This is a genomic window from Streptomyces sp. CAU 1734 (genome assembly GCF_039888735.1).
Taxonomy (GTDB): Bacteria; Actinomycetota; Actinomycetes; order Streptomycetales; family Streptomycetaceae; genus Streptomyces.
Map to the genome: position 1 here is coordinate 41,635 of NZ_JBDQQP010000020.1, position 13,372 is coordinate 55,006.

Consider the following 13,372-nt stretch of genomic DNA (forward strand, 5'->3'; position numbering starts at 1 on the left):
TACGGAAGCCGCTCACGGGCACCCTCGGGGAGGCCCCGGCCGTACGGGGGCGGGCCGCAAGGGCCGGCCGTGCGCGAGTGGCCGTGCACCCCCTCCCATCCGCCTCCGACCGTTTTCCGGGACCCCGCGACGGCTTCCGCCCACCCGTGGGGCCCGGGCTCCGGCGCTCAGCCGTTACGCTGGACCCGTGGCAGTCGTCGATGTATCCGAAGAGCTGAAGTCCCTCTCCTCGACCATGGGGTCGATCGAGGCCGTCCTGGACCTCGACAGGATGAGGGCCGACATCGCCGTGCTCGAGGAGCAGGCAGCGGCCCCGTCGCTGTGGGATGACCCGGATGCGGCCCAGAAGATCACCAGCAAGCTCTCCCACCTCCAGGCAGAGCTGCGCAAGACCGAGGCGCTCCGCGGCCGGATCGATGATCTCTCCGTGCTCTTCGAGCTCGCGGAGGCCGAGGACGACGCCGACACGCTCGCCGAGGCCGAGTCCGAGCTGACCGAGGTCCGCAAGGCGCTCGACGAGATGGAGGTGCGCACCCTTCTCTCCGGCGAGTACGACGAGCGCGAGGCCCTGGTCAACATCCGCGCCGAGGCCGGCGGCGTCGACGCCTCCGACTTCGCCGAGCGGCTTCAGCGCATGTATCTGCGCTGGGCCGAGCGCCACGGCTATGCCGCGGAGATCTACGAGACCTCCTACGCGGAGGAGGCCGGCATCAAGTCGACCACCTTCGTGGTGAAGGCCCCGTACGCCTACGGCACCCTCTCCGTGGAGCAGGGCACCCACCGCCTGGTCCGCATCTCCCCCTTCGACAACCAGGGCCGCCGCCAGACGTCCTTCGCGGGCGTCGAGGTGCTCCCGGTCGTGGAGCAGAGCGACCATGTGGAGATCGACGAGTCCGAGCTGCGGGTGGATGTCTACCGCGCCTCCGGCCCCGGCGGCCAGGGCGTCAACACCACCGACTCGGCGGTGCGCATCACCCACCTCCCCACCGGCATCGTGGTCTCCTGCCAGAACGAGCGCTCCCAGATCCAGAACAAGGCGAGCGCGATGAACGTCCTCCAGGCGAAGCTGCTGGAGCGCCGCCGTCAGGAGGAGCAGGCCCTCATGGACTCCCTCAAGGGCGACGGCGGCAACTCCTGGGGCAACCAGATGCGCTCGTACGTCCTGCACCCGTACCAGATGGTCAAGGACCTGCGCACGGAGTTCGAGGTCGGCAACCCGCAGGCGGTCCTCGACGGCGAGATCGACGGCTTCCTGGAGGCCGGCATCCGCTGGCGCAAGAGCCAGGAGCGATAGCACCTCGGGCCCTTGGCCCTCATGTTTGTGAAGAGAAGGCGCCCGACCCCGACAGGGTCGGGCGCCTTCTCGGTTGAAGAATGCGGGGATGAGTGTGGATCTCATGAACATTCTGCGCCGGCTGGACGATCCTGCTGGGCTGGAATTCCCGGACGGCTACAGCCGTGCCGAAGCCGACGCGTCCTTCGACCGCCTGATCGAACAGATCGAGTCCCGCTTCTCGGTGAACTGTGAAATCGACCGGGACATTCAAGATTCCGCCCAGTACGGGAGAATCGATGTGCCTGAAGAGGCCACGGTCCGCGGGATGCGGATTGTCTTCCTGGTGAGTAAGTTCAAGCCGCTTGCCATGATCGCCGCGGACAACCCCGGTGCTTTCCTCGGTACGGACGAAGCGCGCGCCGAGGGCGCTCTCGACCTCGCTGACCTTGGGAAAGCGGAGCAGGCCCTCGTCGAATCGGGGTACGTCGTGATCCCGGAAGAGCTTCTGACGACCCGTTATGACGGGGTTGCCCGTCTGGTTTTCCACGGTTCCGGGGAGCCTGATTGGTGGGATCGATTCTTCGGTTCGTTCTGAGGGTTCGCTGCGGGATTTCCACCGCGCCGCAATCCCGTTGACCCATGCGGGAGCCCGGCCGAGAGCTCAACGCGGGCGTTCGGCGGGGTGGGGCATCGGCTCTGCCGGTCTCTCTTCGCATGACTCGATTTGTCGATAAGACGGCCTGATGTAAAGCCGGTTGGTGAGGCCCTTCGTCACAGTTGCGCACCCCACGTCCGGCAACTTCCCTCATATCGGGCACCGCGTACTCATCCGCCTTGACGCGTCCGCGAAAAGTGGGAAGGGTTGCGCGCGGCATGCGTGATTTCCGGGGCGTGGGTGAGCGGGGGAGAGTACAAGCCCTCCGCGGTCACCGTCCTGGACCCTGCCTTACCTGACGATGAGCTACTGGGGGTAGCAGCTAAATGACGAAGAAGACGCGGATCCGTGTGGCACGGGTCGCCGCCGGCGCGGTGATCGCCGCCGGGGCGTCGCTGACGGCCGCGGGTGTGGCCTCGGCGATCGGTACGGAGACCCTGTCCGTCCAGGCCGGTACCGGTGTGGACAGTGGCACCGGCACCTTCAGTACCACCGGAACGACCGGTGCCGGCGGTGCGACCGGTGTGGACCCGGGGCAGCAGTCGGGTGCTGCGGCTTCGACCGGCGACCCGACGTCCGGCAACCCGACCACCGGTGACCCGACTTCGGGTAACCCGACGTCCGGTAACCCGACTTCGGGCAACCCCACGTCGGGTAACCCGACCTCGGGCAATCCCACCTCGGGCAACCCGACCTCCGGTAACCCCACCTCGGGCAACCCGACGTCGGGCAACCCCACGTCGGGTAACCCCACCTCGGGCAATCCCACCTCGGGCAATCCCACGTCCGGTAACCCCACCTCGGGCAACCCGACGTCCGGTAACCCCACCTCGGGCAACCCGACGTCCGGTAACCCCACCTCGGGTAACCCCACCTCCGGTAACCCCACCTCGGGCAACCCGACGTCCGGTGGCCCCTCGACCGGTGGCAACGGCGGCGACTCCGGTGGCTCCGGTGACGACTCCGGCGGCAACAGCACGTCCGGTGCGAGCACCAGCACCACCTCCGGTGGAAACACCGGTGGCACCACCGGCGGCTCCACCGGCGGTGGCGAGTGCACCGTGAATTCCGAGGGTGTCGAGTGCACCGACAACACCGACACCAACAACGCCGGCTCCAAGCCGGTCCAGCAGGGCCAGGCCAAGGAAGAGCTGGCCGAGACCGGTGCGCTGGAGACCGGGTACCTGGTCATCGGGGCCGCGACCATGATCGTCGGTGGTATCGGCTTCCGGTTCCTGCCCCGGCTCGTCGGCGGCAACCGCACCGCCGCCTGACCGCGGAGCGCCTGACCGCAGAATGCCGGACAGTGAACAACCGGCACGGAGAGTGACAGTGTCGCTCCCGGTGCCGTAGCGGTACGCGTGAGTACGGAGAAGGGTCCGGGGTGTGGCACAGCACCCCGGACCCTTCTTCATGCTTCAGAGGCGCCGATCGGCGCCGCTACGCCGTCCGTGCCGCCAGTACGGCCAGTGCTCCCACCAGCAGCACCAGCAGGGCCAGCAGCATCGCCGGATTCATCCCGCCGAACGGGCCCTCGCCCTGCTCCTCCAGGCGCCGGCGGCTGGCACGGCAGACCGAGCAGCGACCCTCCGTGACCGGGGCCGCGCAGTTGGCGCACACCAATCGGTCATAGGTCATGCGCTCTCCTCCTCTCGCGCCCCGGACCCGCCGGACGCGGATACGCCGGACGCGGATACGCGCGGACCGTGAAAATCAGGCTCTCCGGACTCGGGCTCTCTGCGGAACAACGATTCCCGGGGTGCGGCTGTTCCCCTACCACTGTGCCAGCTCCCACGCCTTTCGGCGCGCCCCTCTCCAGGCGGGCACCTGAGGGGGAGTGCCCGGAGCCCCCCGGCCCGGGGGACAAAACGTGCATCCCAGGCCGCGGACTGCGCCCGCGAGCCCCCGTCGCGTAGTGTCACGCACACCTACACTCCCGGACGACCATGGTGCACCCGTGATCCGATTCGACAATGTCTCCAAGAGCTACCCCAAGCAGAGCAAGCCGGCCCTGCACGATGTCTCGCTCGACATCCAGAAGGGGGAGTTCGTCTTCCTCGTCGGCTCGTCCGGTTCCGGAAAGTCGACCTTTCTGCGGCTGATCCTCCGCGAGGAGCGCGCCAGCCAGGGACTCGTCCATGTGCTCGGCAAGGATCTGGCCCGGCTGTCGAACTGGAAAGTGCCGCACATGCGCCGCCAGCTCGGCACCGTTTTCCAGGACTTCCGGCTGCTCCCGAACAAGACCGTCGCGGAGAATGTGGCCTTCGCCCAGGAGGTCATCGGAAAGCCGCGCGGTGAGATCCGCAAGGCCGTTCCCCAGGTCCTCGATCTGGTCGGCCTCGGCGGCAAGGAGGACCGGATGCCCGGCGAGCTCTCCGGCGGTGAGCAGCAGCGGGTGGCCATCGCGCGCGCGTTCGTCAACCGGCCGATGCTCCTGATCGCCGACGAGCCGACCGGCAACCTCGACCCGCAGACCTCCGTCGGCATCATGAAACTGCTCGACCGGATCAACCGCACCGGTACGACCGTGGTGATGGCCACCCACGACCAGAACATCGTCGACCAGATGCGCAAGCGCGTGATCGAGCTGGAATCCGGCCGTCTCGTCCGTGACCAGGCTCGCGGCGTCTACGGCTACCAGAACTGACCAGCGCCCCCGGCAGGGCTCGCGCCCGGACCGCACGAAGAGCGCGATCTCGCGCAATCAACAAGAGCGCAGGAAAGTCAGAGCGCAAGAAAGGCTGAACGCACGCGATGCGCGCCCAGTTCGTACTGTCGGAGATCGGCGTGGGTCTCCGCCGCAATCTCACCATGACCTTCGCCGTCATCGTCTCCGTGGCCCTCTCGCTCGCTCTCTTCGGCGGTGCGCTGCTGATGAGCCAGCAGGTCAATACGATGAAGGACTTCTGGTACGACAAGGTCAACGTCTCGATCTTCCTCTGCAACAAGAACGACGCCACGATCACCGCCCGCTCCTGCGGGAAGGGCGCGGTGACCGATCAGCAGCGGCACCAGATCAAGGCCGACCTCGAAAAGATGAATGTCGTCGACAAGGTCCATCACGAGACCGCCGAGCAGGCGTACAAGCTCTACAAGGAGCAGTACGGCGACACGGAGATCGCGGCCACCATCACCCCGGACCAGATGCAGGAGTCCTTCCGGGTCAAGCTGAAGGACCCGGAGAAGTACCAGGTCGTCGCCTCCGCCTTCGCCGACCGGGACGGTGTGCAGTCGGTCCGTGATCAGCGCGACATTCTGGAGAACCTCTTCTCCCTGATGAACGGCATGCGGATCGCGGCGCTCTGTGTCATGGGCCTGATGCTGGTGATCGCGATGATGCTGATCGTCAACACGGTGCGTGTCTCGGCCTTCAGCCGCAGGCGTGAGACCGGAATCATGCGACTGGTCGGCGCGTCCAGTTTCTACATCCAGATGCCGTTCATCATGGAAGCCGCTTTCGCGGGACTCCTCGGCGGCGCGGTCGCCTGTGGATTCCTGCTCCTCGGGCGCTATTTCCTGATCGACAACGGCCTGGCGCTCGCGGACAAGATGCAGTTGGTCGATTTCATCGGCTGGGACGCGGTCTTCACCAAACTGCCGCTGGTCCTCGCGATCGGTCTGCTGATGCCCGCCTTTGCCGCCGCCATCGCTCTGCGCAAGTACCTCAAGGTGTGACATGCGCCCCGGGCGCCGTACGGACAACAACCGTACGGCGCCTTTCGCTTCCCCTAGACTCGTCGCCATGCCGGGCCCGGATCTCCGTCTCCCCCGACCCCGCCGCATTCGCCGCGGGGCGGCCCTGACATTGGTTTTCGCGGCTGTTCTCGCCACCGGCGCGGCCACCAATACGCTGCCGCGCGACGAGGACGCCGAGCCCCGCCCCCTCGCCGTCCGCCCGGCCGGGTCCACCGTCGACCGGGAGGATCTGGCCCGTGCCGCCGCCGAGGCGGTGGCGGACGGGAAGTCGGGTACGGAGGCGGCCGAGGAGTTCGTCAGCCGCAGCGGGGACCGCTGGGGCTCGGTCTATGACGAGCGGGAGTACGAATCGTTCCGCCAGGCCCTCGACGGCCGTTACACCGGCGTCGGGCTCTGGGCGCGCCGTTCGGGGGACGGCCGGGTCGAGGTCGCCCGGGTCCAAGACGGCGGTCCGGCCGACCGGGCGGGCATCCGTGCCGGTGACCGGCTCCGCGCGATCGACGGGGAGGCCGTCGACCGGCGCCCCGTGACCGAGGTGGTGGCGCTGCTGCGCGGCCGGGAGCGCACGAGTGTGGCGCTCGGCCTGGAGCGGGCCGGCCGGAGCTGGACCCGCTCGCTCACCCGGGCCACCGTCGCCACCGAGTCGGTGACCGTCGAGCATCTGCACGGCGGGGCGGTGATGATCAAGATCGCCGCCTTCACCAAGGGATCCGGCGCCCGGGTGCGCGAGGCGGTCCGGGGCGCCCCGCACGGCGCCGGTGTCCTGCTCGATCTCCGGGGCAACCCGGGCGGGCTGGTCACGGAGGCCGTCACCGCCGCCTCTGCCTTCCTGGACGGCGGTCTGGTCGCCACGTACGACCTGCGGGGCGAGCAGCAGGCGCTGTACGCGGAGCCGGGCGGCGACACCGAGCGGCCCCTGGTCGCCCTGGTCGACGGCGGCACCATGAGCGCGGCCGAGCTGGTCACCGGGGCACTCCAGGACCGGGGCCGGGCGGTCACGGTCGGTTCCCGCACCTTCGGCAAGGGATCCGTCCAGATGCCCAGCGAGCTCCCCGGCGGCTCGGTGGCCGAGCTCACCGTCGGGCACTACCGCACCCCCGCCGGCCACAGTGTCGACGGCGCCGGCATCACCCCCGATCTCCCGGCCGACGAGGGCGCGGAGGAACAGGCGCGCACAGTATTGGGTGGCCTCGGCACGGGGTCGTAGTGCGAAAATGGGCGCACTATGGCTAAGGAAAAGGTTCAAGGGCGCAAGCTGATCGCGCAGAACAAGAAGGCGCGGCACGACTACCTCATCGTCACCACCTATGAGTGCGGTCTGGTGCTGACCGGCACCGAGGTGAAGTCGCTGCGCATGGGGCGGGCCTCGCTGACGGACGGCTTCGTCCAGATCGACGGCCATGAGGCATGGCTGCACAACGTGCACATTCCCGAGTACTCCCAGGGCACCTGGACCAACCACTCCGTGCGCCGGAAGCGGAAGCTGCTGCTGCACCGGGAGGAGATCGACAAGCTGGAGGCGAAGTCCCAGGAGACGGGCCACACGATCATCCCGCTGGCCCTGTACTTCACCAAGGGCCGGGCGAAGATCGAGATCGCGCTGGCGAAGGGCAAGCGGGAGTACGACAAGCGGCAGACCCTCCGGGAGCGCCAGGACCACCGCGAGGCGGAGAAGGTCATGTCGGCGGTGCGCCGGAGGCAGCGGGCGTGACGCCCGCCGGGCTGCTCCCGGCCCGGTGGTACGGGGGTGCCGCACCGCCGTGAGCAGGCCGGGGAGCCCGCCGGGCGGAATATGCTGGCACCTGTCGCCGTTGGTCGCGTACGATGGCGTCAGCTCCTCACCGCAGGGGCGAGCATTGAAAAATCAACATGGGGATGATCGGTTTCGACAGCGGATGTCGAGGCAGGAGAAGCGAGCCGAGGAAGCGGCAATGATCTCGTAAACCATATGTCGCAAAAAATAATCGCCAATTCCAAGCGCGATAACTCCGAAGCCTTCGCCCTCGCTGCCTGATTTCAGGTAGCCAAAGCGAACCTTCACTAATGGAGCGTCAGCCCGGGGCTGTTCCCGACCCGGTTCCTGGCGTCAACTAGGGAACTAAACCTCTGGGCCCGGTCACGGGGTCCGGAGGGAAATCAAACAGTGACTGAGCCCGTCGGAGACTTGTCCGTGTGATCTCCGGGGCCGAGAAAATCGCAGCGGACTGCGCTCGGAGAAGTCCTGGTTCTGCACCGTTGGACGCGGGTTCGATTCCCGCCATCTCCACCAACACCCCATGTGGGCCGAGGCCCGGCTGTTCCGACAGCCGGGCCTCTGTCGTGTTCCGGGGCCGGAGCGATCGAAGCGACCGTCCCCGCTCCGCTCCCCGGGTCAACTCCGGCGGCAGACGGAGGAGTTCGTTCCGCCGGACGGAACCCCGGCGCCCTTTTCCCGTTCATACGGGGTAGCCGTGTCCGCACTCGTGGGCGCGGTCATCTCGCGAAACGGAGAAGGACACCGATGGTCTCAGGCATGGTGGGCAGAGGCACGGCACTCGGAGCCGCACTGCTCTCGCTCCTGGTCGTACCGGCACACGCCGCGAGCGGCCCGGACACGGACCGGGGCGGCAAGGGGGCGGGGACCGCCTCGGCACGGAACACCTCGGCCGCGCCCGCGCCCGACACGGCGGCGCTGCGGGCCGCGCTCCGGACGGCGCTCGCCAACGGAGCACCCGGCGCGATGGCCCGGATCGACGATCACGGCACGGTGCACAAGATCGCGGAGGGGATCGCGGACCGGGGCGACGGGCGGGCCATCACCGCCGACGACCGCTTCCGGATCGGAAGCGTCTCCAAGACCTTCTCCGCGGTCGTCCTCCTCCAGCTCGTCGACGAGGGCAGGCTGTCGCTGGACGCCCCGGTCAACACCTATCTGCCCGGACTGATCGACAGCCGCATCACCGTGCGCCATCTGCTCAGCCACCGGAGCGGCCTGTACGACTACACCAACGACCTCTTCGCCCGTACGGTTCCCGGCTTCGAGGCCGTCCGCAACCGGGTCTTCACCTACCGTGAGCTGGTGGACCTCTCCCTGGCCAAGCCGCTCCAGGTCACGCCGGGCACCTCCTACTCGTACTCCAACACCAACTTCGCCGTCGCCGGAATGCTGATCGAGAAGATCACCGGCGACACGGTCGGCGAGGAGTTCCGGGACCGGATCATCGAGCCGCTGAAGCTCCGTGACACCTTCTACGTCCACCCCGCCACCGCCATCCCCGGCCGGCACGCCAAGGGCTACCTCCGCCCCGACGAGGCCGGCGGCGCGCTGGTGGACTCCACCCGCCAGACGGTCTCCTGGGGCCAGAGCGCGGGCGCGGTGATCTCCGGGACCCGGGATCTGAACACCTTCCTCTCCGCCCTGCTCCGCGGTGAGCTGCTCTCCTCCGCGCGCCTCGCCGACATGCGCACCTGGACACCGGTCAACGCCACCCAGGGGTACGGTCTCGGCCTCCGCCGCCGCGATCTCTCCTGCGGAGTCTCGGTCTACGGGCACACCGGCACCGTGCAGGGGTACTACACCTTCGCCTTCACCTCCGCCGACGGGAAGCGCTCGGTCACCTCGGTCGCCAACGTCTCCAACACCGGAGCCGTGCTGAACACCCTGCCCCGCACCCTGGAGGCCACCTTCTGCGGCACGCCCCCGGCCGCCGCCGCGCGCTCCGCCGCGCCGCGGCAGACCGCCCCGGAGCGGGAGGACATCGCCCCGGACGTCGTGCGCGACTGACACCGATCCCGGACGGACGGCCGGACCCCGATGGCGGGAGGGGTTCCGGCCGTCCGTTCGGACAGGCACTCTGGGGGACATGCCCCACGGCGCCCGCCGGCTGTTCCGTACGCCCCCCGCGCGCCCGGGGCGCTCCCCGCACCACCACCCCCGTACGACCCCCGCACCACCCCCCCCCGGTGAGACCCCCGCACCACGACCCCGGCAGTGACCCTGAGGCAGTGACCTTGAGGCGGTGACAGGCGCATGGCGGACGATGCGACCCGTACGGCTCCGTACGAGTGGCGGCACGACTCGGGCCGGATGTGCCTGGATCTGATGGCCACCGCGGAATCCCGTGACGACGGTGCGGAGGAGGGCGGGGGCGAGCCACTGGCCGCGCCGGGCGGGCTCGTCCGCTGGCTGCTCGGGGCCGGCCTGCTGCCGCCCGGAACCGCGCTCGGCGCCTTCGCCGACGCGTGGGCCGGGCGCTTCGCCGAACTGCGCGGCTGGACGGACGAACTGGTGCGGGCCCAGATCGACGGCCGGTGCGCGGAGCCCGCGCTGGAGCGGGTGAACGCGGTCGCCGCCGGACCGCCGCCGGTGATCAGGGCCGTGCCGGACGCGGACGGCACCCTGGTGCGCGCCCTCGGCACCGCCCCGGAGTGCGGGGCGCTGCTCGCGGCCGTCGCCCGGGACGTCCTGGAGCTGCTGACCGACCCGGTCGCGCGGGCCCGGCTGCGGGAGTGCCAGGGGGAGCGGTGCCACCGGGTCTATCTGGACACCTCGCGCGGGCGCAGACGGCGCTGGTGCTCCAGTGAGGTCTGCGGCAACCGTGAGCGGGTGGCCCGGCACCGGCGCCGGGCCGCCGCCGTGACCCGGGTCTGACACCCCGCGCCGGGGCGGGGAGCGAGGAGCGGCCGTGCGCACCCGGCGGGCGGCGGCCCGAGCGCGGCCTCCTCGCCGTATCCAGGACCGGCGAAGGGGAGATCATGACATCCTGGACCGTCCCCACATGGGGATATGGCATTCCGGACAGCCCGAACGAGACCGCGAGGAATCCGCTCCGCGTCCGCGGCGGTGCGGCCATGGACCGACGGGACATCGATCGTTTCGAGGTCCGTGCGTTCGACGGCCGCGAGCCCGCGGAGGCTGAAGCCTGACAGAATCGCCCCCTTCGCGTACGGTTGACGGTCGCCCAGTGCACGTCAGAAGGGGGCCTTCGGTGGCCGCGCAGGAAGCCGCTGTCGACGCTGTCGACCCGGTCAGAGACGGTTCCGTCACAGCTGGCTCCGCCCGGGGGGCCGCCCCGGAACCGGGGCGGGGTTCCGGCGCGGAATCCGCCCCGGAGAAGCGCCGGGGAGCCGCGGGGGAGCCGCCCCCGGGCGCCGCCCCGCGGCCGTACCCGGAGACGGCCCGGGACCCGGAAGCGGACCCGGATCCCGGAGCGGCCCGGGACCCGCGAGCGACCCCGGATCCCGGAGCGGCCCCGGATCCGGGGCCCGCCGCCTCCGTACCCCCCGCCGGAACGGACGGCGAGAGCGTGATCCGTGACGACGCGCCCCGCGACGACTCCGTCCGCGACCGCGAGATCGCCGTCGAGCAGACCCACCTCGACCGCGTCTACCGCCGGCTGGAGGAGAAGATCGGCGAGGCGGAATTCCTGCTCCGCGACGCCGCCCAGCTCGGCCAGGTCGGCACCCCCGGCGCGCTCGCCGAACGCGACGCCCAGGTCTTCCGGGCCGGTGTCCACCTCAACCGGCTCAACAACGAATTCGAGGACTTCCTCTTCGGCCGGATCGACCTGCTCTCCGGCAAGGACGGCGTCAAGGGCCCGGACGGCGCCCACACCTCCGTGGAGCCCGCCGACGACGCCGTGCGCCCCGACGGCACCGCCGACATCGCCGAGACCCTGCACATCGGCCGGATGGGGGTCCTCGACACCGAGTACGCCCCCCTGGTGATCGACTGGCGGGCCCCCGCCGCCGCGCCCTTCTACCGCTCCACCCCGGTCGAACCGGGACGGGTGGTGCGCCGCCGGGTCATCCGCTCCAAGGGCCGCCGGGTGCTGGGCGTCGAGGACGACCTGATGCGCCCCGAGCTGACCGCCAGCCTCGGCGGCACCCCGCTCGCCGTCATCGGCGACGGCGCCCTGATGGCCGCCCTGGGCCAGGCCCGCAGCCACACCATGCGCGACATCGTCTCCTCCATCCAGGCCGAACAGGACCTGGTCATCCGCGCCCCCGCCGCCTCCGTCACCCATGTGGAGGGCGGCCCCGGCACCGGCAAGACCGCGGTCGCGCTGCACCGGGCCGCCTATCTGATCTACCAGGACCGGCGGCGGTACGCGGGCGGCATCCTGATCGTCTCCCCGACCCCGCTCCTCGTCGCCTACACCGAGGGAGTGCTGCCCTCCCTGGGCGAGGAGGGCCAGGTCGCCATCCGCGCGGTCGGCAGCCTGGTCGACGGAGCGGAGGCCACCGTCTACGACGCGCCGGCCGTCGCCCGGATCAAGGGCTCCGCCCGCATGCTCAAGGTGCTCCGCAAGGCCGCCAGAGGCGCCCTGGAGCGCTCCGCGCCGACCGTGACCGTACGGGACGGCCGGCTCACCCTGGACGACGACGGCGCCCCGGCCACGCCGGACCGGCTGCGGGTGGTCGCCTTCGGCCGCCGGCTGGAGCTGTCCGCCGACGACCTCCAGCGGATCCGCAACAACGTCCTCGGCGGCACCGCCCCCGTCAATCTGCTGCGCCCGCGCGCCCGCCGGCTGCTGCTGGACGCGCTCTGGTCCCGTTCCGGGTCCGCCGGGCGGCACACCGATCCGGAGCTCGCCGCCGAACTGCGCTCCTCCTTCGACGAGGACGTCACGGGCGAGGACAGCTTCATCTCCTTCCTGGACGAATGGTGGCCGGAGCTGACCCCGCGCGGGGTGCTCGCCGCCATGGCCGAGGAGCGCCGGCTCGGCCGCTGGGCCCGCCGGATCCTCAACCCGGGCGAGGTGCGCCGGCTCGCCCGCTCCCTCAAGCGCGTCGGCGAGGACGGCACCGGGCCGCTCTCCGTCCACGACGTGGCGCTGCTGGACGAGCTCCAGACCCTGCTCGGCGCCCCGCCCCGGCCCCGCAAGCGGCGTGAGCTGGATCCGCTGGACCAGCTCACCGGCCTGGAGGAGCTGATGCCCCAGCGCGAGGAGAGCCAGCGCGAGCGGGCCGAACGGCTGGCGGCCGAGCGCACCGAGTACGCCCATGTCATCGTCGACGAGGCCCAGGACCTGACGCCCATGCAGTGGCGGATGGTCGGCCGCCGGGGACGGCATGCCACCTGGACGGTCGTCGGGGACCCGGCGCAGTCCTCCTGGCCCGACCCGGAGGAGGCCGCCGAGGCCCGCGAGGAAGCCCTCGGCAGCCGGCCGCGCCGCCGGTTCCGGCTCACCGTCAACTACCGCAATCCGGCCGAGATCGCCGAACTCGCCGCCCGGGTGCTGGCCCGTGCCATGCCCGGGATGGAGTCGCCGTCGGCGGTCCGCTCGACCGGAGTCGTCCCGCGCTTCGCCGTCGTCGGCGGCGGCGATTCCGCGGCCGGCCGGGGCGGGGAGCTCGGCCGGGTGGTCCGGGCCGAGGCCGAACGCCTGCTCGACCGGGTCGACGGCACCGTCGGCGTCGTGGTGGCCATGAACCGCCGCGAGGAGGCCGCCCGCTGGCTCGCCGGGCTCGGCGACCGGGTGGTGGCACTCGGCTCGCTGGAGGCGAAGGGGCTGGAGTACGACGCCACCGTGGTCGTCTCCCCGGCGGACATCTCCGAGGGCACGGCGGTCGGACTGCGGGTGCTGTACGTGGCCCTCACCCGGGCCACCCAGGAGCTGACGGTCGTCTCCGACCGGCGCGACGACCCCGACGCGGACGGGGTGCCCGAACTGCTCCGGGAGGTACCCGCACAGGGCTGATGGAGAGTCAACCGGTGAGGGGGGAATCACTTATCGGTGCTCTTTGTTAGCCTGGTTGTGACA

Annotated in this window: 11 protein-coding genes, 1 other RNA gene and 1 pseudogene; 12 read left to right on the top strand and 1 reads right to left on the bottom strand. The window is 70.4% G+C overall.

Annotated features, from left to right (window positions below; all coding sequences use genetic code 11):
* Positions 1–187: 187 nt before the first annotated feature.
* From prfB to AAFN69_RS30345, 3 genes are all read left to right on the top strand, one after another.
* Entirely contained in the window at positions 188–1,294 is a 1,107-nt protein-coding gene (gene prfB, locus AAFN69_RS30335; protein WP_347732084.1) for a peptide chain release factor 2, read from the top strand.
* Positions 1,295–1,382: 88 nt separating this feature from the next.
* A complete protein-coding gene (locus AAFN69_RS30340) occupies positions 1,383–1,871 on the top strand; it encodes a hypothetical protein (protein ID WP_347732085.1) in 489 nt (162 codons plus the stop codon).
* 410 nt (positions 1,872–2,281) lie between these two features.
* Complete coding sequence (locus tag AAFN69_RS30345) at positions 2,282–3,205, top strand: hypothetical protein (protein ID WP_347732086.1); 924 nt, start codon at positions 2,282–2,284, stop codon at positions 3,203–3,205.
* A 166-nt stretch (positions 3,206–3,371) separates the two neighbouring features.
* Here the strand turns inward: AAFN69_RS30345 and AAFN69_RS30350 are convergent, their stop codons facing one another.
* The gene (locus AAFN69_RS30350; protein WP_347732087.1) at positions 3,372–3,569 is read right to left on the bottom strand and encodes a hypothetical protein; all 198 of its coding nucleotides are present in this window, start codon (positions 3,567–3,569) and stop codon (positions 3,372–3,374) included.
* Between the two features lie 319 nt (positions 3,570–3,888).
* Here AAFN69_RS30350 and ftsE point away from each other — a divergent pair, with 319 nt between their 5' ends.
* The 9 genes and pseudogenes from ftsE (at position 3,889) to AAFN69_RS30395 (ending at position 13,309) form a co-directional block, all read left to right on the top strand.
* Entirely contained in the window at positions 3,889–4,578 is a 690-nt protein-coding gene (gene ftsE / locus AAFN69_RS30355) for a cell division ATP-binding protein FtsE (protein WP_347732088.1), read from the top strand.
* A gap of 107 nt (positions 4,579–4,685) precedes the next feature.
* A complete protein-coding gene (gene ftsX / locus AAFN69_RS30360) occupies positions 4,686–5,606 on the top strand; it encodes a permease-like cell division protein FtsX (RefSeq protein ID WP_347732089.1) in 921 nt (306 codons plus the stop codon).
* 67 nt (positions 5,607–5,673) lie between these two features.
* The gene (locus AAFN69_RS30365) at positions 5,674–6,834 is read left to right on the top strand and encodes a S41 family peptidase (RefSeq protein ID WP_347732090.1); all 1,161 of its coding nucleotides are present in this window, start codon (positions 5,674–5,676) and stop codon (positions 6,832–6,834) included.
* Between the two features lie 18 nt (positions 6,835–6,852).
* Complete coding sequence (gene smpB, locus AAFN69_RS30370; RefSeq protein WP_347732091.1) at positions 6,853–7,338, top strand: SsrA-binding protein SmpB; 486 nt, start codon at positions 6,853–6,855, stop codon at positions 7,336–7,338.
* A 160-nt stretch (positions 7,339–7,498) separates the two neighbouring features.
* Positions 7,499–7,896: a transfer-messenger RNA gene (gene ssrA, locus AAFN69_RS30375) on the top strand.
* 231 nt (positions 7,897–8,127) lie between these two features.
* Positions 8,128–9,390: a serine hydrolase domain-containing protein gene (locus AAFN69_RS30380; RefSeq protein ID WP_347732092.1), complete on the top strand. Its 1,263-nt coding sequence runs from the start codon at positions 8,128–8,130 to the stop codon at positions 9,388–9,390.
* 246 nt (positions 9,391–9,636) lie between these two features.
* Positions 9,637–10,257: a CGNR zinc finger domain-containing protein gene (locus tag AAFN69_RS30385; protein ID WP_347732093.1), complete on the top strand. Its 621-nt coding sequence runs from the start codon at positions 9,637–9,639 to the stop codon at positions 10,255–10,257.
* Positions 10,258–10,325: 68 nt separating this feature from the next.
* Positions 10,326–10,532, top strand: a pseudogene (locus AAFN69_RS30390) (RNA polymerase subunit sigma); the annotation flags it as partial.
* A gap of 380 nt (positions 10,533–10,912) precedes the next feature.
* Complete coding sequence (locus AAFN69_RS30395; RefSeq protein WP_347732094.1) at positions 10,913–13,309, top strand: UvrD-helicase domain-containing protein; 2,397 nt, start codon at positions 10,913–10,915, stop codon at positions 13,307–13,309.
* The last annotated feature ends 63 nt before the right edge of the window (positions 13,310–13,372 follow it).

What these genes read in the sequence shown, in the direction of transcription:
- AAFN69_RS30380 (WP_347732092.1), top strand. Translation starts at nt 8,128, where the DNA reads ATGGTCTCAGGCATGGTGGGCAGAGGCACGGCACTCGGAGCCGCACTG.
- smpB (WP_347732091.1), top strand. Translation starts at nt 6,853, where the DNA reads ATGGCTAAGGAAAAGGTTCAAGGGCGCAAGCTGATCGCGCAGAACAAG.
- AAFN69_RS30340 (WP_347732085.1), top strand. Translation starts at nt 1,383, where the DNA reads ATGAGTGTGGATCTCATGAACATTCTGCGCCGGCTGGACGATCCTGCT.
- ftsX (WP_347732089.1), top strand. Translation starts at nt 4,686, where the DNA reads ATGCGCGCCCAGTTCGTACTGTCGGAGATCGGCGTGGGTCTCCGCCGC.
- AAFN69_RS30365 (WP_347732090.1), top strand. Translation starts at nt 5,674, where the DNA reads ATGCCGGGCCCGGATCTCCGTCTCCCCCGACCCCGCCGCATTCGCCGC.
- AAFN69_RS30385 (WP_347732093.1), top strand. Translation starts at nt 9,637, where the DNA reads ATGGCGGACGATGCGACCCGTACGGCTCCGTACGAGTGGCGGCACGAC.
- AAFN69_RS30350 (WP_347732087.1), bottom strand. Translation starts at nt 3,569, where the DNA reads ATGACCTATGACCGATTGGTGTGCGCCAACTGCGCGGCCCCGGTCACG.